The organism is Pseudomonas sp. PS1(2021) (genome assembly GCF_020405165.1).
Classification (GTDB): Bacteria; Pseudomonadota; Gammaproteobacteria; order Pseudomonadales; family Pseudomonadaceae; genus Pseudomonas; species Pseudomonas aeruginosa.
This window is the reverse complement of the sequence record NZ_CP084484.1, coordinates 6,856,391-6,872,537: the sequence shown is the minus strand read 5'-3', so window position 1 is coordinate 6,872,537 and position 16,147 is coordinate 6,856,391. Positions and strand designations below refer to the sequence as shown.

Annotated in this window: 29 protein-coding genes; all 29 read right to left on the bottom strand. The window is 58.7% G+C overall.

Annotated elements, in window-relative coordinates; translation table 11 throughout:
• Window positions 1–8: 8 nt before the first annotated feature.
• Complete coding sequence (rpsK, locus tag LE197_RS32650) at window positions 9–398, bottom strand: 30S ribosomal protein S11 (protein WP_003093689.1); 390 nt, start codon at window positions 396–398, stop codon at window positions 9–11.
• A gap of 18 nt (window positions 399–416) precedes the next feature.
• Window positions 417–773 carry a 30S ribosomal protein S13 gene (gene rpsM / locus LE197_RS32645; RefSeq protein WP_003093692.1) on the bottom strand — a complete coding sequence of 119 codons (357 nt, stop codon included), beginning with the start codon at window positions 771–773 and terminating at the stop codon, window positions 417–419.
• A gap of 130 nt (window positions 774–903) precedes the next feature.
• Complete coding sequence (gene rpmJ, locus LE197_RS32640) at window positions 904–1,020, bottom strand: 50S ribosomal protein L36 (RefSeq protein WP_003093693.1); 117 nt, start codon at window positions 1,018–1,020, stop codon at window positions 904–906.
• Window positions 1,021–1,048: 28 nt separating this feature from the next.
• Window positions 1,049–2,377 carry a preprotein translocase subunit SecY gene (gene secY, locus LE197_RS32635; RefSeq protein ID WP_003093694.1) on the bottom strand — a complete coding sequence of 443 codons (1,329 nt, stop codon included), beginning with the start codon at window positions 2,375–2,377 and terminating at the stop codon, window positions 1,049–1,051.
• Complete coding sequence (rplO, locus tag LE197_RS32630) at window positions 2,378–2,812, bottom strand: 50S ribosomal protein L15 (RefSeq protein WP_003093695.1); 435 nt, start codon at window positions 2,810–2,812, stop codon at window positions 2,378–2,380. It lies immediately after the preceding gene.
• A gap of 3 nt (window positions 2,813–2,815) precedes the next feature.
• On the bottom strand, window positions 2,816–2,992 hold the full coding sequence (gene rpmD, locus LE197_RS32625) for a 50S ribosomal protein L30 (RefSeq protein WP_003093696.1): 177 nt from the start codon (window positions 2,990–2,992) through the stop codon (window positions 2,816–2,818).
• A gap of 2 nt (window positions 2,993–2,994) precedes the next feature.
• Complete coding sequence (gene rpsE / locus LE197_RS32620) at window positions 2,995–3,495, bottom strand: 30S ribosomal protein S5 (protein ID WP_003093697.1); 501 nt, start codon at window positions 3,493–3,495, stop codon at window positions 2,995–2,997.
• A 3-nt stretch (window positions 3,496–3,498) separates the two neighbouring features.
• The gene (rplR, locus tag LE197_RS32615) at window positions 3,499–3,849 is read right to left on the bottom strand and encodes a 50S ribosomal protein L18 (protein WP_003093698.1); all 351 of its coding nucleotides are present in this window, start codon (window positions 3,847–3,849) and stop codon (window positions 3,499–3,501) included.
• Between the two features lie 10 nt (window positions 3,850–3,859).
• Window positions 3,860–4,393 carry a 50S ribosomal protein L6 gene (rplF, locus tag LE197_RS32610; RefSeq protein ID WP_003093699.1) on the bottom strand — a complete coding sequence of 178 codons (534 nt, stop codon included), beginning with the start codon at window positions 4,391–4,393 and terminating at the stop codon, window positions 3,860–3,862.
• An 11-nt stretch (window positions 4,394–4,404) separates the two neighbouring features.
• Window positions 4,405–4,797 carry a 30S ribosomal protein S8 gene (gene rpsH, locus LE197_RS32605; protein ID WP_003093700.1) on the bottom strand — a complete coding sequence of 131 codons (393 nt, stop codon included), beginning with the start codon at window positions 4,795–4,797 and terminating at the stop codon, window positions 4,405–4,407.
• Window positions 4,798–4,986: 189 nt separating this feature from the next.
• The gene (rpsN, locus tag LE197_RS32600) at window positions 4,987–5,292 is read right to left on the bottom strand and encodes a 30S ribosomal protein S14 (RefSeq protein WP_003093701.1); all 306 of its coding nucleotides are present in this window, start codon (window positions 5,290–5,292) and stop codon (window positions 4,987–4,989) included.
• A 13-nt stretch (window positions 5,293–5,305) separates the two neighbouring features.
• Window positions 5,306–5,845, bottom strand: a complete 540-nt coding sequence (gene rplE, locus LE197_RS32595) for a 50S ribosomal protein L5 (RefSeq protein ID WP_003093703.1) — start codon at window positions 5,843–5,845, stop codon at window positions 5,306–5,308.
• Between the two features lie 19 nt (window positions 5,846–5,864).
• Window positions 5,865–6,179 carry a 50S ribosomal protein L24 gene (gene rplX, locus LE197_RS32590; protein ID WP_003093711.1) on the bottom strand — a complete coding sequence of 105 codons (315 nt, stop codon included), beginning with the start codon at window positions 6,177–6,179 and terminating at the stop codon, window positions 5,865–5,867.
• 12 nt (window positions 6,180–6,191) lie between these two features.
• Entirely contained in the window at window positions 6,192–6,560 is a 369-nt protein-coding gene (rplN, locus tag LE197_RS32585; protein ID WP_003093714.1) for a 50S ribosomal protein L14, read from the bottom strand.
• Window positions 6,561–6,583: 23 nt separating this feature from the next.
• Window positions 6,584–6,850 carry a 30S ribosomal protein S17 gene (rpsQ, locus tag LE197_RS32580; protein ID WP_003093717.1) on the bottom strand — a complete coding sequence of 89 codons (267 nt, stop codon included), beginning with the start codon at window positions 6,848–6,850 and terminating at the stop codon, window positions 6,584–6,586.
• 2 nt (window positions 6,851–6,852) lie between these two features.
• Complete coding sequence (rpmC, locus tag LE197_RS32575; protein WP_003093720.1) at window positions 6,853–7,044, bottom strand: 50S ribosomal protein L29; 192 nt, start codon at window positions 7,042–7,044, stop codon at window positions 6,853–6,855.
• A complete protein-coding gene (rplP, locus tag LE197_RS32570) occupies window positions 7,044–7,457 on the bottom strand; it encodes a 50S ribosomal protein L16 (protein WP_003093723.1) in 414 nt (137 codons plus the stop codon). Before rplP ends, rpmC begins: the two co-directional genes overlap by 1 nt.
• An 11-nt stretch (window positions 7,458–7,468) precedes the next feature.
• A complete protein-coding gene (gene rpsC, locus LE197_RS32565; RefSeq protein ID WP_003093727.1) occupies window positions 7,469–8,155 on the bottom strand; it encodes a 30S ribosomal protein S3 in 687 nt (228 codons plus the stop codon).
• Between the two features lie 12 nt (window positions 8,156–8,167).
• Window positions 8,168–8,500 (bottom strand): 50S ribosomal protein L22, encoded by a 333-nt coding sequence (gene rplV, locus LE197_RS32560; protein ID WP_003103908.1) that lies wholly within the window; start codon window positions 8,498–8,500, stop codon window positions 8,168–8,170.
• Between the two features lie 12 nt (window positions 8,501–8,512).
• Window positions 8,513–8,788, bottom strand: coding sequence for a 30S ribosomal protein S19 (rpsS, locus tag LE197_RS32555; RefSeq protein WP_003093734.1), 276 nt, complete (start codon window positions 8,786–8,788; stop codon window positions 8,513–8,515).
• A gap of 16 nt (window positions 8,789–8,804) precedes the next feature.
• A complete protein-coding gene (rplB, locus tag LE197_RS32550; RefSeq protein WP_003103878.1) occupies window positions 8,805–9,626 on the bottom strand; it encodes a 50S ribosomal protein L2 in 822 nt (273 codons plus the stop codon).
• Window positions 9,627–9,637: 11 nt separating this feature from the next.
• Window positions 9,638–9,937 carry a 50S ribosomal protein L23 gene (gene rplW, locus LE197_RS32545; RefSeq protein ID WP_003093736.1) on the bottom strand — a complete coding sequence of 100 codons (300 nt, stop codon included), beginning with the start codon at window positions 9,935–9,937 and terminating at the stop codon, window positions 9,638–9,640.
• Window positions 9,934–10,536 carry a 50S ribosomal protein L4 gene (gene rplD / locus LE197_RS32540; RefSeq protein ID WP_003093737.1) on the bottom strand — a complete coding sequence of 201 codons (603 nt, stop codon included), beginning with the start codon at window positions 10,534–10,536 and terminating at the stop codon, window positions 9,934–9,936. Before rplD ends, rplW begins: the two co-directional genes overlap by 4 nt.
• A 13-nt stretch (window positions 10,537–10,549) precedes the next feature.
• Window positions 10,550–11,185, bottom strand: coding sequence for a 50S ribosomal protein L3 (gene rplC / locus LE197_RS32535; RefSeq protein WP_003103877.1), 636 nt, complete (start codon window positions 11,183–11,185; stop codon window positions 10,550–10,552).
• 82 nt (window positions 11,186–11,267) lie between these two features.
• Window positions 11,268–11,579, bottom strand: a complete 312-nt coding sequence (gene rpsJ, locus LE197_RS32530) for a 30S ribosomal protein S10 (RefSeq protein WP_003103876.1) — start codon at window positions 11,577–11,579, stop codon at window positions 11,268–11,270.
• A gap of 156 nt (window positions 11,580–11,735) precedes the next feature.
• Complete coding sequence (tuf, locus tag LE197_RS32525) at window positions 11,736–12,929, bottom strand: elongation factor Tu (protein WP_003115146.1); 1,194 nt, start codon at window positions 12,927–12,929, stop codon at window positions 11,736–11,738.
• Window positions 12,930–12,959: 30 nt separating this feature from the next.
• Window positions 12,960–15,080 (bottom strand): elongation factor G, encoded by a 2,121-nt coding sequence (gene fusA, locus LE197_RS32520; RefSeq protein WP_003093741.1) that lies wholly within the window; start codon window positions 15,078–15,080, stop codon window positions 12,960–12,962.
• Window positions 15,081–15,110: 30 nt separating this feature from the next.
• Window positions 15,111–15,581 (bottom strand): 30S ribosomal protein S7, encoded by a 471-nt coding sequence (rpsG, locus tag LE197_RS32515; RefSeq protein ID WP_003093742.1) that lies wholly within the window; start codon window positions 15,579–15,581, stop codon window positions 15,111–15,113.
• Window positions 15,582–15,680: 99 nt separating this feature from the next.
• The gene (gene rpsL / locus LE197_RS32510) at window positions 15,681–16,052 is read right to left on the bottom strand and encodes a 30S ribosomal protein S12 (RefSeq protein WP_003093744.1); all 372 of its coding nucleotides are present in this window, start codon (window positions 16,050–16,052) and stop codon (window positions 15,681–15,683) included.
• Window positions 16,053–16,147: the final 95 nt, after the last annotated feature.

Genomic DNA, 16,147 nt, shown 5'->3' with positions numbered 1-16,147 from the left:
GTCTCCTATTACACGCGACGCTTTTTCGGCGGACGGCAGCCGTTATGCGGGATCGGGGTTACGTCGGTGATGCTGGCGATCTTGTAGCCGCAAGCATTCAGAGCGCGAACGGCGGACTCGCGGCCCGGGCCCGGGCCCTTGACGTTGACGTCCAGGTTCTTCAGACCGTATTCCAGGGCAGCCTGGCCGGCACGCTCGGCCGCTACCTGGGCAGCGAACGGGGTGCTCTTACGCGAGCCGCGGAAACCGGAACCACCGGAGGTCGCCCAGGACAGTGCGTTGCCCTGACGGTCGGTGATGGTCACGATGGTGTTGTTGAAAGACGCGTGGATGTGGGCGATCCCATCGACCACTGTCTTTTTGACTTTCTTACGGGGACGAGCAGCAGGTTTTGCCATGACTAGATTCCTACGCGATTACTTGCGGATCGGCTTACGCGGGCCCTTGCGGGTACGCGCGTTGGTCTTGGTACGCTGACCGCGAACCGGCAGACCGCGACGATGACGCAGACCGCGGTAGCAACCGAGGTCCATCAGACGCTTGATGTTCATGTTGATTTCGCGACGCAGGTCACCTTCGGTGGTGATCTTCGCGACTTCGTTACGCAGCTGATCGATCTGCTCGTCGCTCAGGTCCTTGATCTTGGCAGCCGGGTTTACGCCGGTGGCTGCGCAGATGCTCTGAGCAGTAGTGCGACCAACACCATAGATGTAGGTCAGCGAGATAACAGTGTGCTTGTTATCCGGAATGTTGACGCCTGCAATACGGGCCATTCAGAAAAACTCCAATTGACAGCTACCCTGCGCCCAGGAAGCCAAGAAAGGGCGCGGATATTAGCGCTGTAATAGCAAATAATCAACCCGGCAGCACACTAGCTGCCGGGTTATCACGCGTGGATCACAATCAGCCTTGGCGCTGCTTGTGACGCGGTTCCGCGCTGCAGATCACCCGCACGATGCCATCGCGACGGATGATTTTGCAGTTACGGCACAGCTTCTTGACCGATGCACGAACTTTCATCACCAACTCCTCGAACCTTACGGGTCTATCAGCGCAGCATGCCGCTGCCGTAGCCCTTCAGGTTGGCTTTCTTCATCAGGGATTCATACTGGTGAGAAACGAGGTGAGATTGCACCTGGGCCATAAAGTCCATGACAACCACGACCACGATCAACAGCGAGGTCCCGCCAAGATAGAACGGCACGTGCGCCGCAACCACCAGGAACTGGGGCAGCAGGCAGACAGCCGTCATGTACAGAGCACCGAACATGGTCAAACGGGTCAGCACGCCATCGATGTAGCGAGCGGACTGTTCGCCCGGACGGATGCCCGGAATAAATGCACCGGACTTCTTGAGGTTCTCCGCCACGTCCTTCGGGTTGAACATCAGCGCTGTATAGAAGAAGCAGAAGAAAACGATCCCTGCAGTGAACAGCAAGATGTTCAGCGGCTGCCCCGGAGCGATCGCTTGCGCGACGTCCTGCAACCAACCCAAGCCTTCCGACTGACCGAACCAGGAGCCCAGGGACGCCGGGAACAGCAGGATACTGCTGGCGAAAATCGCGGGAATCACACCCGCCATGTTCACCTTCAACGGCAGATGGCTGGTCTGCGCTGCAAACACCTTGCGGCCTTGCTGGCGCTTGGCGTAATGCACCGCGATGCGACGCTGGCCACGCTCGATGAACACCACGAACGCGATGATCGCCACGGCCAGCAGGCCGACGCCGATCAGGGCGAAGATGTTGATGTCACCTTGACGGGCAGACTCGAAAGACTGACCGATGGCGCGCGGCAGGCCTGCAACGATACCAGCGAAGATCAACATCGAGATGCCGTTGCCGACACCGCGCTCGGTGATCTGCTCGCCCAGCCACATCATGAACATGGCACCAGCCACGAAGGTGGTGACAGCCACGAAGTAGAAGCCGAAGTCGTTGGAGAAGGCTACGCCCTGGCTGCCCAGGCCAACGGACATGCCGATGGCCTGGACCAGTGCCAGGACTACAGTACCGTAGCGGGTGTACTGGCTGATCTTGCGACGCCCAGACTCACCCTCTTTCTTCAACTGCTCCAGCTGCGGGCTGATAGCGGTCATGAGCTGCATGATGATCGATGCCGAGATGTACGGCATGATCCCCAGTGCAAAGATACTCATGCGCTCCAGCGCGCCGCCGGAAAACATGTTGAAGAGGCTAAGAATGGTCCCCTCGTTCTGCCGGAACAGTGCCGCCAAGCGATCGGGGTTGATGCCCGGAACTGGGATGTGCGCGCCGATCCGATAGACGATGATCGCCAGGAACAGGAAACGCAGACGTGCCCAGAGCTCGGACAGACCGCCGTTGCTTAGCGCAGAGAGAGCACCTTGCTTAGCCATTTAGTCCTCGAATTTACCGCCAGCTGCTTCGATAGCCGCACGCGCACCCTTGGTGGCGGCGATACCTTTCAGGGTGACCGCACGACCAACTTCGCCGGACAGCATGACTTTGACGCGCTGTACGTGCTGGTTGATCAGGTTGGCATCCTTCAGGGTCTGCAGGCTGACGACGTCGCCTTCGACCTTGGCCAGCTCGGAGGTGCGTACTTCAGCACGATCCATGGCCTTCAGGGAAACGAAGCCGAACTTCGGCAGGCGACGGTGCAGAGGCTGTTGACCACCCTCGAAGCCCGGAGCGACCTTGCCACCGGAGCGGGAGGTCAGACCTTTGTGACCACGGCCACCGGTCTTGCCCAGACCGCTACCGATGCCACGGCCCGGACGGTGCTTTTCGCGACGGGCACCCGGCGCGGAACGCAGATCGTTCAGTTGCATGGATTAACCCTCCACACGCAGCAGGTAGTAGGCCTTGTTGATCATGCCGCGGTTCTCAGGAGTGTCCTGAACTTCGACGGTATGATTGATGCGACGCAGGCCGAGACCCTTGACGCAAGCCTTGTGGTTGGCCAGACGGCCGTTCAGGCTCTTGACCAGAGTGACTTTGACAGTTGCCATGGTTAGAGAATCTCCTCGACGCTCTTGCCACGCTTGGCCGCTACTGCTTCCGGAGCCTGCATGTTCTTCAGGCCCTTGAAGGTGGCATAAACCACGTTCACCGGATTGGTGGAGCCATAGCACTTGGCCAGGACGTTCTGCACACCAGCCACTTCCAGAACGGCACGCATGGCGCCGCCGGCGATGATGCCGGTACCTTCCGAAGCCGGCTGCATGTACACCTTGGAGGCGCCATGGGCGGACTTGGTCGGATACTGCAGGGTGGTGCCGTTCAGATCGACTTGGATCATGTTGCGGCGAGCGGCTTCCATTGCTTTCTGGATGGCGGCCGGCACTTCACGCGCCTTGCCACGACCGAAACCAACGCGACCCTTGCCATCACCCACCACGGTCAGTGCGGTGAAAGCGAAGATACGGCCACCTTTTACGGTTTTGGCGACGCGGTTAACCTGAACCAGCTTCTCGATGTAGCCTTCGTCGCGCTTTTGCTCGTTGTTTGCCATAACTTAGAACTCCAGTCCGCCTTCACGAGCGGCATCAGCCAGCGCTTTCACACGGCCGTGGTACTTGAAGCCAGAACGATCGAACGCCACCTGGGTGACGCCGGCCGCTTTGGCGCGCTCGGCGACCAGTTGACCAACTTTCTTGGCTGCATCGATGTTGCCGGTGGCACCTTCGCGCAGGTCTTTGTCCAGGGTCGAGGCGCTGGCCAGGACCTTGCCGCCGTCGGCCGCAATGACCTGGGCGTAAATGTGCTGGGAAGAGCGGTACACGCAGAGGCGTACGGTTTCCAGCTCGCGCATCTTCAGGCGTGCCTTGCGAGCGCGACGCAGACGGGTTTCTTTCTTGACGCTCATTTGCTATGCCCTACTTCTTCTTGGCTTCTTTACGACGGACGACTTCGTCGGCGTAACGCACGCCCTTGCCTTTGTAAGGCTCCGGCGGACGGAAGTCGCGAATTTCGGCAGCAACCTGACCGACCAGCTGCTTGTCGATACCCTTGATCAGGATATCGGTCTGGCTGGGGGTCTCAGCGACGATGCCGGCCGGCAGTTCGTAATCAACCGGATGGGAGAAGCCGAGGGACAGGGACAGCACTTGGCCCTTGGCCTGCGCTTTGTAACCAACGCCGACCAGCTGGAGCTTGCGCTCGAAGCCCTGGCTGACGCCGACTACCATGTTGTTCACCAGAGCACGGGTGGTACCAGCCATGGCGCGAGTCTGCTGGTCGCCGTTACGCGCAGCAAAACGCAGCTCACCGCTGTCCTGGATCACTTCGACCGAAGGATGGACCTTGAGCTCCAGAGCACCTTTGGCGCCCTTGATGGACAGTTGCTGACCAGCCAGTTTGATTTCAACGCCGGCAGGCAGCTTGACGGGGTTCTTAGCAACGCGAGACATGCTGATTCCCCTTAGAACACAGTGCAGAGCACTTCGCCGCCAACACCAGCAGCACGGGCAGCACGATCGGTCATCACACCTTTGTTGGTGGAGACGATCGACACACCGAGGCCGCCACGAACTTTCGGCAGTTGCTCAACGGATTTGTACTGACGCAGGCCAGGACGGCTGATGCGCTTGACCTCTTCGATGACAGGCTTGCCTTCGAAGTACTTCAGTTCGATGGACAGCTGGGGTTTTACTTCCGAGCTGATCTGGAAATCCGCAATATAGCCTTCGTCCTTCAGGACTTTGGCTACCGCCGCTTTCAGTTTCGAGGACGGCATGCTTACGACGGTCTTTTCAGCCATCTGGGCATTACGGATGCGAGTTAGCATGTCTGCTAACGGGTCCTGCATACTCATGGGCTTAACGCTCCTGATACAAAAGAATAAGCCTTCAACTTCAATTCGCCCATAAACGCCAGGCGAAACAAACCCAGGCTCAGGGGAGCCGGGTATTCTAGAGATCGCGCCAAAACGAATCAAGCCCCATGAGGGGCTTGATTCGATGTCGCGATCAACGGTGCCGACTGGCGACACCGTTCGCTGCGATTACCAGCTGGCTTTCACCAGACCCGGTACGTCGCCGCGCATGGCGGCTTCGCGCAGCTTGTTACGGCTCAGGCCGAACTTGCGGTAGAAGCCGTGCGGACGACCGGTCAGGCGGCAACGGTTACGCAGGCGGCTGGCGCTGGCGTCACGCGGTTGCTTCTGCAGGGCGACCTGGGCATTCCAACGCTCTTCCGCAGAGGAGTTCGGATTAGCGATGATCGCTTTCAGCTCGGCACGCTTCTTGGCGTACTTGGCTACCGTCAGCTGACGCTTCAGCTCGCGGTTCTTCATGCTCTCTTTAGCCATGTTCCTACTCCAATCAGTTACGGAACGGGAATTTGAAAGCACGCAGCAGGGCGCGACCTTCGTCATCCGTACGAGCGGTGGTGGTCAGGGTGATGTCCAGGCCACGCAGCGCATCGATCTTGTCGTAATCGATTTCCGGGAAGATGATCTGCTCTTTCACGCCCATGCTGTAGTTGCCGCGACCATCGAAGGACTTGGCATTCAGGCCGCGGAAGTCACGCACGCGCGGCAGGGAGATGGACAGCAGACGATCCAGGAACTCGTACATCCGGTCGCTACGCAGGGTGACCTTGACGCCGATCGGCCAGCCTTCACGGATCTTGAAGCCTGCGATGGACTTACGAGCGTAAGTCACGACCGGCTTCTGACCAGTGATCTTTTCCAGATCGGCTACGGCGTTCTCGATGATCTTCTTGTCACCGACCGCCTCGCCAAGACCCATGTTCAGGGTGATTTTGGTAACGCGCGGAACTTCCATCACGTTCGCCAGCTGAAGCTCTTCTTTCAGCTTGGGCGCGATTTCCTTCCGATAAATTTCTTTCAATCGTGCCATGGTGATCTACCTAGCAGCCTCAAGCCTGAACCGGTTTCTGGGTCGACTTGAAGACACGAATTTTCTTACCGTCTTCTACCTTGAAGCCAACGCGGTCAGCCTTGCTGGTTTCAGTATTGAAGATGGCGACGTTGGAGACGTGCAGAGGCGCCTCCTTCTCGACGATACCGCCCTGTTGGCCGAGCATCGGATTGGGCTTGGTGTGGCGCTTGATCAGGTTCACCCCGCCGACGACCAGACGGTCGTCAGCGAGAACCTTCAGCACCTTGCCACGCTTGCCCTTGTCCTTGCCGGCAATGACGATTACTTCGTCGTCACGACGAATCTTTTGCATGACGGCTACTCCTTACAGCACTTCGGGGGCGAGCGAGACGATCTTCATGAACTTCTCGGTACGGAGTTCACGAGTCACTGGCCCAAAGATACGGGTGCCGATCGGCTCCTGCTTGTTGTTCAGCAGGACGGCGGCGTTGCCGTCGAAGCGGATGATGGAACCGTCGGTACGACGCACGCCGTGCTTGGTGCGAACGACCACGGCAGTCATGACCTGGCCCTTCTTCACTTTGCCGCGCGGAATCGCTTCCTTGACGGTGACCTTGATGATGTCGCCGATGCCGGCGTAACGGCGGTGGGAACCGCCGAGCACCTTGATGCACATCACACGACGCGCGCCGCTGTTGTCAGCGACATCGAGCATGGATTGAGTCTGAATCATATAATTTCTCCGACCCCTAGTCCTTAGACTTCCACCGCGCGTTCAACGATATCAACCAGGGTCCAGGCCTTGGTCTTGGCCAGCGGACGGGTTTCGCGAATGGTGACCAGGTCACCAATGCGGCACTGATTGGATTCGTCGTGTGCGTGCAGTTTGGTCGAACGCTTGACGTATTTGCCGTAGATCGGGTGCTTGACGCGACGCTCGATCAGTACGGTGACGGTCTTGTCCATTTTGTCGCTGACGACGCGGCCGGTCAGCGTACGGACGGTTTTCTGAGCTTCAGCCATGATCACTTACCTGCTTGCTGATTGAGCACAGTTTTAACGCGAGCGATGTCGCGCTTAACCTGCGAGAGCAGGTGAGACTGCCCCAACTGGCCAGTTGCTTTCTGCATGCGCAGATTGAACTGGTCGCGCAGCAGGCCGAGCAGTTGCTCGTTCAGCTGCTCAACGGATTTTTCACGAAGTTCATTCGCTTTCATCACATCACCGTCCGCTTAACAAAGGAGGTGGCGAGGGGCAGCTTTGCAGCAGCCAGGGCGAAAGCCTCACGCGCCAGCTCTTCGGAAACACCCTCGATCTCGTACAGGACCTTGCCCGGCTGGATCTGGGCTACCCAGTACTCGACCCCACCCTTACCTTTACCCATACGAACTTCGAGGGGCTTCTTGGTGACAGGCTTGTCAGGGAATACGCGGATCCAGATCTTGCCGCCACGCTTCACGTGACGGGTCAGCGCACGACGCGCGGACTCGATCTGACGAGCAGTAAGGCGGCCACGGCTAGTGGCCTTCAGTGCGTACTCACCGAAGCTGACCTTACTACCACGATGAGCCAGACCACGGTTGTGGCCGGTCATTTGTTTGCGGAACTTCGTACGCTTGGGTTGCAGCATTTGCGTACTCCTTACCTAGCAGCTTTTTTACGAGGAGCGGGTGCTACCGGCTTCAGCTCTTCCTGGCGGCCACCGATGACCTCGCCCTTGAAGATCCAAACCTTGACACCGATCACACCGTAAGTGGTGTGCGCTTCGTAGGTGGCATAGTCGATATCGGCGCGCAGGGTGTGCAGGGGCACACGACCTTCGCGATACCATTCGGTACGGGCGATTTCAGCCCCACCCAGACGACCGCTGACCTGAATTTTGATGCCCTTGGCACCAATGCGCATGGCGTTCTGTACGGCGCGCTTCATGGCGCGACGGAACATTACGCGACGCTCCAGCTGCTGGGCTACGCTCTGCGCAACCAGCATGGCATCGAGTTCCGGCTTGCGGATTTCCTCGATGTTGATGTGCACGGGCACACCCATTTGCTTGGTCAGGTCCTGGCGCAGTTTCTCAACATCTTCACCTTTCTTGCCGATCACGATGCCGGGACGAGCGGTGTGGATGGTGATGCGTGCGGTTTGAGCCGGACGATGAATATCGATACGGCTTACGGACGCGCTTTTTAGTTTGTCTTGGAGGTACTCACGCACCTTCAGGTCGGCAAACAGGTAATCCGCATAGTTCTTGCGGTCTGCGTACCAAACGGAGGTGTGCTCCTTGACGATACCCAGGCGAATGCCATTGGGATGTACTTTCTGACCCATCTGTCGACTCCGTTACTTGTCCGCAACCTTGACCGTGATATGGCAAGACCGCTTCACGATGCGATCAGCACGGCCTTTGGCACGCGGCATGATGCGCTTGAGCGAACGACCTTCGTTGACGAAGACGGTGGAGACCTTCAGGTCATCCACATCGGCGCCTTCGTTGTGCTCAGCGTTGGCAACGGCCGACTCCAGCACTTTCTTCATGATCTCGGCGGCTTTCTTACTGCTGAAAGCCAGGAGGTTGAGCGCTTCGCCCACCTTCTTCCCGCGGATCTGGTCGGCGACCAAGCGGGCTTTCTGGGCGGAGATACGAGCGCCCGACAGCTTAGCGGCTACTTCCATCTTCCTTACCCCTTAACGCTTGGCTTTCTTGTCCGCAGCATGCCCGCGGTAGGTGCGGGTAGCGGCGAACTCGCCCAGTTTGTGGCCGACCATGTCCTCGTTGACGAGAACCGGTACGTGTTGACGGCCGTTGTGCACGGCGATGGTCAGACCAACCATATGCGGCAGAATCATCGAACGACGCGACCAGGTCTTGATCGGCTTGCGGTCGTTCTTTTCCACCGCGACTTCGACCTTCTTCAACAGGTGAAGATCGATAAACGGACCTTTTTTCAGTGAACGTGGCACTGTGGTATCCCTCTATTTACTTGCGGCGGCGGACGATCATGTTATCGGTACGCTTGTTCGAGCGAGTCTTCTTACCCTTGGTCTGAAGACCCCACGGCGATACCGGATGACGACCAGCAGAGGTACGGCCTTCACCACCACCATGCGGGTGGTCGACCGGGTTCATCGCCACGCCGCGAACGGTCGGGCGAACACCACGCCAGCGCGTAGCACCGGCTTTACCCAGCGAACGCAGGCTGTGCTCGGAGTTCGAGACTTCGCCCAGGGTCGCACGGCACTCAGCCAGGACTTTACGCATTTCACCGGAGCGCAGACGCAGGGTTACGTACGCACCTTCACGCGCGACCAGCTGGGCGGAAGCGCCAGCGGAGCGAGCGATCTGAGCGCCTTTACCCGGCTTCAGCTCGATACCATGAACAGTGCTACCCACCGGGATGTTGCGCAGAGGCATGCTGTTGCCTGCCTTGATCGGCGCACCGATACCGGAGATCAGCTGGTCACCTGCAGCAACGCCCTTGGGGGCGATGATGTAGCGACGCTCGCCGTCTGCATACTTCAGCAGAGCGATGTGTGCAGTGCGGTTCGGATCGTATTCGACGCGCTCAACGATGGCAGGGATGCCATCCTTGTTGCGACGGAAGTCGACCAGACGGTAGTGCTGCTTGTGACCACCACCGATATGACGGGTGGTGATACGACCGTTGTTGTTACGGCCGCCAGACTTGGATTTCTTTTCCAGCAGCGGTGCGTAGGGAGCGCCTTTGTGCAGCTCCTGATTCACCACCTTGACGACAAAGCGACGACCAGCGGAAGTCGGTTTGCACTTAACGATTGCCATGATGCACCCCTTTACTCAGCGCTGGTGGCGAAATCGAGATCTTGGCCCGGCTGGAGAGCGATGTACGCTTTTTTCCAGTCGTTACGCTTGCCCAGACCGCGAGCGGTGCGCTTGGTCTTACCCTTGACGTTCAGGGTAGTGACGCGCTGTACCTTCACGCTGAACAGGCTTTCTACGGCCTTCTTGATTTCCAGCTTGGTTGCATCGGTGGCAACCTTGAAAACGAATTGGCTCTTGCCGTCCGCGAGACCCGTGGCTTTCTCGGAGATGTGCGGACCAAGCAGCACTTTGAATACGCGTTCCTGGTTCATCCCAGCAGCTCCTCGAACTTCTTCACGGCGGACACGGTGACCAGCACCTTGTCGTAGGCGATCAGGCTGACGGGGTCGGAACCTTGGACATCACGTACATCGACGTGCGCCAGGTTGCGCGCAGCGAGGTACAGGTTCTCGTCGACACCATCGGTCACGATCAGCACGTCTTTCAGACCCAGGGTGTCCAGCTTGGCAACCAGGCCCTTGGTTTTCGGTGCATCGACAGCGAAGTCGGCAACGACGACCAGACGGTCCAGACGAACGAGCTCGGCAAGGATGGAGCGCAGTGCTGCGCGGTACATCTTCTTGTTCAGCTTCTGTTCGTGGCTACGCGGTTTAGCGGCGAAAGTGGTGCCGCCCCCACGCCAGATGGGGCTACGGATGGTGCCAGCGCGAGCACGACCGGTGCCCTTCTGACGCCACGGCTTCTTGCCACCACCAGAGACTTCGGAGCGAGTCTTCTGCGCCTTGCTGCCCTGACGGCCGCCAGCCATGTAGGCCACGACTGCCTGGTGCACCAGGGTCTCGTTGAATTCGCCACCAAAGGTACGCTCGGAGACTTCGATAGCCTGAGCGCCGTTCACATTCAATTGCATCTCAGCTTCCCCCTTAACCGCGAGCCTTGGCTGCCGGACGCACGATCACATCACCGCCGGTAGCGCCGGGAACGGCACCCTTGACCAGCAGCAGATTGCGTTCAGCATCGACGCGCACGATCTCCAGGGATTGAACGGTTACCCGCTCCGCACCCAGATGACCGGACATTTTCTTGCCCTTGAACACTCGACCAGGAGTCTGGCACTGGCCGATGGAACCCGGGACGCGGTGGGAAACGGAGTTACCGTGGGTGTTATCCTGACCACGGAAGTTCCAGCGCTTGATGGTGCCCGCGAAGCCCTTACCCTTGGACTCGCCGGTAACGTCTACCATCTGGCCTGCCTGGAACAGATCGACAGTGATCTGGTCACCAGCGGCATACTGCTCTTCGCCCAGACGGAATTCCCACACGCCGCGACCGGCGGCGACATTCGCCTTGGCAAAGTGACCAGCTTGCGCTTTGGTAACGCGAGAAGCACGACGCTCGCCGGCGGTGACTTGCACTGCACGGTAGCCATCGGTTTCTTCAGTCTTGAACTGGGTGACGCGATTCGGCTCGACCTCGATGACCGTAACCGGAATAGAGACACCTTCCTCGGTGAAAATGCGGGTCATGCCGCATTTACGACCGACAACACCAATTGTCATGTTGTAAACCTCTTGAGTGTACGGGGCTTTCACCCGCTATGGCCGCCCATTTCAGAGCGTTACACGACCAATGCCGAAGGCATTAGCCGAGGCTGATCTGTACTTCAACGCCTGCAGCAAGATCGAGCTTCATCAGCGCATCGACGGTTTTATCCGTCGGCTGGACGATGTCCAGTACACGCTTATGTGTACGAATTTCGTACTGATCACGCGCATCTTTGTTGACGTGCGGAGAGATCAGCACGGTGAAACGTTCCTTGCGGGTCGGCAGAGGGATTGGACCACGCACCTGAGCACCAGTACGTTTCGCGGTTTCCACGATTTCCTGGGTTGATTGATCGATCAGGCGATGGTCAAAAGCCTTCAACCGAATCCGGATTTGTTGGTTTTGCATTTGACCTCAGACTCCAATTTACCATTCCCAACGGACGGACTACGCCCGTTAAAAGGAGGCGCAATTGTACGGATGCCCCCACAGGGTGTCAATATTTAACCAACGAACGAAAAAAGGGGCCCCGGAGGGCCCCTTTTCTGATGGCAGGATCAGCGATTACTCGATGATCTTGGCAACCACGCCGGCGCCAACGGTACGGCCGCCTTCGCGGATCGCGAAGCGCAGGCCATCTTCCATGGCGATCGGAGCGATCAGGGTGACAACCATCTTGATGTTGTCGCCCGGCATTACCATCTCTACGCCTTCCGGCAGTTCGCAGTTACCGGTCACGTCGGTGGTACGGAAGTAGAACTGCGGACGGTAGCCCTTGAAGAACGGGGTGTGACGACCACCTTCTTCCTTGGACAGCACGTACACTTCGCACTCGAACTTGGTGTGCGGCTTGATGGTGCCCGGCTTGGCCAGTACCTGGCCACGCTCTACGTCTTCACGCTTGGTGCCACGCAGCAGGATACCAACGTTCTCACCAGCACGACCTTCGTCGAGCAGCTTGCGGAACATTTCAACGCCGGTGCAGGTGGTCTTGGTGGTCGCCTTGATGCCGACGATTTCCACTTCTTCCTGGACCTTGATGATGCCGCGCTCTACACGACCGGTTACCACGGTACCGCGGCCGGAGATCGAGAACACGTCTTCGATCGGCATCAGGAACGGCTGGTCGATGGCACGAACCGGCTCCGGAATGTAGGAGTCCAGGGTCTCTACCAGCTTCTGCACGGCGCTTACGCCGATGCCGTTGTCATCCTTGCCTTCCAGCGCCATCAGCGCGGAACCGATGATGATCGGAGTGTCGTCGCCCGGGAAGTCGTAGGTGTTCAGCAGATCGCGAACTTCCATCTCGACCAGTTCCAGCAGCTCGGCGTCGTCGACCATGTCGGCCTTGTTCAGGAACACGACGATGTAGGGAACGCCTACCTGGCGGGACAGCAGGATGTGCTCGCGGGTCTGCGGCATGGGGCCGTCGGCAGCCGAGCAAACCAGGATCGCGCCATCCATCTGGGCAGCACCGGTGATCATGTTCTTCACGTAGTCGGCGTGACCGGGGCAGTCAACGTGGGCGTAGTGACGAACAGCGGAATCGTATTCAACGTGCGAGGTGTTGATGGTGATACCGCGGGCCTTTTCTTCCGGCGCGTTGTCGATCTGATCGAAAGCACGAGCGGAACCACCCCAGGTGTCGGAGCAGACCTTGGTCAGTGCAGCGGTCAGAGTGGTCTTGCCATGGTCAACGTGACCGATGGTGCCGACGTTGACGTGCGGTTTGTTACGTTCGAATTTTTCCTTAGCCACGACAGTAAACCTCTTACTTAAAGGGCTGAATCAACCTTGTTTTTTAACCAGCGCTTCGACGATGTTCGACGGAGCTTCGGCGTATTTGGAGAATTCCATGGAGTAGCTCGCGCGACCCTGGGACATGGAACGCACGTCGGTCGCATAACCGAACATCTCACCCAGCGGAACCTCGGCACGAATAACCTTACCGGAAACCGTGTCCTCCATCCCCTGAATCAGACCACGACGACGGTTCAGGTCGCCCATCACGTCACCCATGTAGTCCTCAGGAGTCACCACCTCTACCTTCATGATCGGCTCGAGCACCTTGCCGCCGCCCTTCTGGGCCAGCTGCTTGGTCGCCATGGAAGCAGCGATCTTGAACGCCATCTCGTTGGAGTCGACGTCATGGTAGGAACCATCGAAAACGGTAGCCTTCAGGCCGATGAGCGGATAGCCGGCAACGACGCCGTTCTTCATCTGCTCTTCGATACCCTTCTGGATCGCCGGGATGTATTCCTTCGGAACCACACCGCCCACGACTTCGTTCTCGAACACCAGGCCTTCGGTGATGTTGCCCTTCTCGTCCACGTCCGCGGCCGAGAAACGGATCCAGCAATGACCGAACTGACCGCGACCACCGGACTGGCGAACGAACTTGCCTTCGATCTCCACGTTGTCCTTGGTGATGGTCTCACGGTAGGCAACCTGCGGCTTGCCGATGTTGGCCTCAACGCCGAACTCGCGCTTCATGCGGTCGACGATGATGTCCAGGTGCAGCTCGCCCATGCCGGAGATGATGGTCTGACCGGACTCTTCGTCGGTCTTGACACGGAACGACGGGTCTTCCTGGGCCAGCTTGCCGAGGGCGATACCCATCTTCTCCTGGTCAGCCTTGGTCTTCGGCTCTACAGCGACCGAGATTACCGGCTCGGGGAAGTCCATGCGCTCGAGGATGATCGGCTTCTCGATCGAGCACAGGGTGTCACCGGTGGTGACGTCCTTCATGCCGATCAGGGCAGCGATGTCGCCTGCGCGCACTTCCTTGATCTCTTCACGCTGGTTGGCGTGCATCTGCACCATCCGACCGACGCGCTCTTTCTTGCCTTTCACCGAGTTCAGGACGGAGTCGCCGGAACTCAGGACGCCGGAGTAAACGCGGGCGAAGGTCAGGGTACCGACGAACGGGTCGGTAGCGATCTTGAACGCCAGGGACGAGAACGGTTCGTTGTCGTCGGCATGACGCTCGTCTTCGACGGTCTCGTCGTCCGGGCTGACGCCCTTGATCGCAGGGATCTCGGTCGGAGCCGGGAGGTAGTCGATGACGGCATCGAGAACCAGCGGAACGCCCTTGTTCTTGAACGAGGAACCGCAGACGGCCGGAACGATCTCGCACGCCAGGGTGCGCAGACGCAGGCCTTCCTTGATCTCGGCTTCGGAGAGCTCGCCCTCTTCGAGGTACTTGTTCATCAGCTCTTCGTTGGCTTCGGCCGCAGCCTCGACCATGCTGGAACGCCACTCTTCGGCCAGGTCCTTGAGCTCCGCAGGAATTTCTTCCTCGCGGTAGGTCATGCCCTTGTCGTCATCGTTCCAGTAGATGGCCTTCATCTTGATCAGGTCGACCTGACCAACGAAGTTCTCTTCAGCGCCGATGGCGAGCTGGACCGGAACCGGGGTATGACCCAGGCGCTTCTTGATCTGCTCGACGACGCGCAGGAAGTTCGCGCCCTGGCGGTCCATCTTGTTGACGTAGACGATGCGCGGTACGCCGTACTTGTTGGCCTGACGCCATACGGTTTCCGACTGCGGCTCTACGCCGGAGGTGCCACAGAACACCACGACAGCGCCGTCCAGTACACGCAGGGAACGCTCCACCTCGATGGTGAAGTCTACGTGGCCGGGGGTGTCGATGACGTTTACGCGATAGTTGTCGTACTGACCGCGCGAGCCCTTCCAGAAGGTGGTAACGGCAGCGGAGGTAATGGTGATACCGCGCTCCTGCTCCTGCACCATCCAGTCGGTGGTCGCAGCGCCGTCATGCACTTCGCCCAGCTTGTGGTTGACGCCGGTATAGAACAGAACCCGCTCCGTGGTGGTGGTCTTGCCCGCGTCAACGTGGGCACAGATACCGATATTACGGTAGCGGTTGATGGGTGTAGTACGGGCCACAATAAGGTCCTCGGGGGTTGGGCAGCGCGATTAGAACCGGTAGTGCGAGAAGGCCTTGTTGGCCTCTGCCATACGGTGCACGTCTTCACGCTTCTTGACTGCTGCGCCCTTGCCTTCAGCGGCATCCAGCAGCTCGCCAGCCAGGCGCAGAGCCATGGACTTCTCGCCACGCTTGCGGGCGAAGTCCACCAGCCAACGCATGGCCAGGGCATTACGACGGGACGGACGGACTTCGACCGGAACCTGGTAAGTCGCACCACCTACGCGGCGGGACTTCACTTCGACCAGCGGAGCGATGGCATCGAGAGCTTTTTCGAAGGTTTCCAGGGGATCGGCCTTGCCGCGTTCCTTCACCTTGTCCAGCGCACCGTAAACGATACGCTCGGCAACGGCTTTCTTGCCGCTTTCCATCACGTGGTTCATGAACTTGGCCAGGATCTGGCTTCCGTATTTCGGATCAGCCAGCACTTCACGCTTGGCCGCTACACGACGTCTTGGCATTGATAAGCCCTCAAACGGTCTTCAGGTTAGCCCGGGACCATAACAGTCAAGTTACGCCCGACCTTACTCTTATCGACTCAGATAAATATAAAAACGCTATTACTTCGGACGCTTGGCGCCGTACTTCGAACGACCCTGCTTACGGTCTTTGACACCCGAGGTGTCCAGCGAACCGCGCACGGTGTGGTAACGCACACCCGGAAGGTCCTTTACACGACCGCCACGGATCAGCACTACGCTGTGCTCTTGCAGGTTGTGACCTTCACCACCGATGTACGAGGAAACCTCGAAACCGTTGGTCAGACGTACACGGCATACCTTACGCAGTGCCGAGTTCGGCTTTTTCGGCGTGGTGGTGTATACGCGGGTGCATACGCCACGACGTTGCGGGCAGTTCTGCAGCGCAGGCACGTCGCTCTTGTCGACCATGCGCTTGCGCGGCTTACGCACCAGCTGGTTGATAGTTGCCATCTATAGCTCCACTGATTGTCTTACGACACACAAACGAAATGACAGAGCATGCGCCCTGCCAATTTTCGGGGTACAAAATAGTAAAGAGGTTCTTG

Coding starts and splice junctions, on each gene's coding strand:
- rpsK (WP_003093689.1), bottom strand. CDS start 398: ATGGCAAAACCTGCTGCTCGTCCCCGTAAGAAAGTCAAAAAGACAGTG.
- rplD (WP_003093737.1), bottom strand. CDS start 10,536: ATGCAATTGAATGTGAACGGCGCTCAGGCTATCGAAGTCTCCGAGCGT.
- rpsH (WP_003093700.1), bottom strand. CDS start 4,797: ATGAGTATGCAGGACCCGTTAGCAGACATGCTAACTCGCATCCGTAAT.
- rpsL (WP_003093744.1), bottom strand. CDS start 16,052: ATGGCAACTATCAACCAGCTGGTGCGTAAGCCGCGCAAGCGCATGGTC.
- rpmC (WP_003093720.1), bottom strand. CDS start 7,044: ATGAAAGCGAATGAACTTCGTGAAAAATCCGTTGAGCAGCTGAACGAG.
- rpsC (WP_003093727.1), bottom strand. CDS start 8,155: ATGGGTCAGAAAGTACATCCCAATGGCATTCGCCTGGGTATCGTCAAG.
- rplF (WP_003093699.1), bottom strand. CDS start 4,393: ATGTCTCGCGTTGCTAAGAACCCCGTCAAGCTGCCTGCCGGCGTTGAA.
- rplE (WP_003093703.1), bottom strand. CDS start 5,845: ATGGCACGATTGAAAGAAATTTATCGGAAGGAAATCGCGCCCAAGCTG.
- secY (WP_003093694.1), bottom strand. CDS start 2,377: ATGGCTAAGCAAGGTGCTCTCTCTGCGCTAAGCAACGGCGGTCTGTCC.
- rpmJ (WP_003093693.1), bottom strand. CDS start 1,020: ATGAAAGTTCGTGCATCGGTCAAGAAGCTGTGCCGTAACTGCAAAATC.
- rpmD (WP_003093696.1), bottom strand. CDS start 2,992: ATGGCAACTGTCAAAGTCACTCTGGTCAAGAGCCTGAACGGCCGTCTG.
- rplX (WP_003093711.1), bottom strand. CDS start 6,179: ATGCAAAAGATTCGTCGTGACGACGAAGTAATCGTCATTGCCGGCAAG.
- rpsE (WP_003093697.1), bottom strand. CDS start 3,495: ATGGCAAACAACGAGCAAAAGCGCGACGAAGGCTACATCGAGAAGCTG.
- rpsG (WP_003093742.1), bottom strand. CDS start 15,581: ATGCCAAGACGTCGTGTAGCGGCCAAGCGTGAAGTGCTGGCTGATCCG.
- rplN (WP_003093714.1), bottom strand. CDS start 6,560: ATGATTCAGACTCAATCCATGCTCGATGTCGCTGACAACAGCGGCGCG.
- rplV (WP_003103908.1), bottom strand. CDS start 8,500: ATGGAAGTAGCCGCTAAGCTGTCGGGCGCTCGTATCTCCGCCCAGAAA.
- rplO (WP_003093695.1), bottom strand. CDS start 2,812: ATGCAACTGAACGATCTGCGTTCCGCGCCGGGTGCCCGTCGCGAAAAG.
- rplC (WP_003103877.1), bottom strand. CDS start 11,185: ATGACAATTGGTGTTGTCGGTCGTAAATGCGGCATGACCCGCATTTTC.
- rpsN (WP_003093701.1), bottom strand. CDS start 5,292: ATGGCTAAAGAGAGCATGAAGAACCGCGAGCTGAAGCGTCAGCTGACG.
- rplB (WP_003103878.1), bottom strand. CDS start 9,626: ATGGCAATCGTTAAGTGCAAACCGACTTCCGCTGGTCGTCGCTTTGTC.
- rplP (WP_003093723.1), bottom strand. CDS start 7,457: ATGCTGCAACCCAAGCGTACGAAGTTCCGCAAACAAATGACCGGCCAC.
- rpsM (WP_003093692.1), bottom strand. CDS start 773: ATGGCCCGTATTGCAGGCGTCAACATTCCGGATAACAAGCACACTGTT.
- rplR (WP_003093698.1), bottom strand. CDS start 3,849: ATGAGCGTCAAGAAAGAAACCCGTCTGCGTCGCGCTCGCAAGGCACGC.
- rplW (WP_003093736.1), bottom strand. CDS start 9,937: ATGAACCAGGAACGCGTATTCAAAGTGCTGCTTGGTCCGCACATCTCC.
- rpsQ (WP_003093717.1), bottom strand. CDS start 6,850: ATGGCTGAAGCTCAGAAAACCGTCCGTACGCTGACCGGCCGCGTCGTC.
- rpsJ (WP_003103876.1), bottom strand. CDS start 11,579: ATGCAAAACCAACAAATCCGGATTCGGTTGAAGGCTTTTGACCATCGC.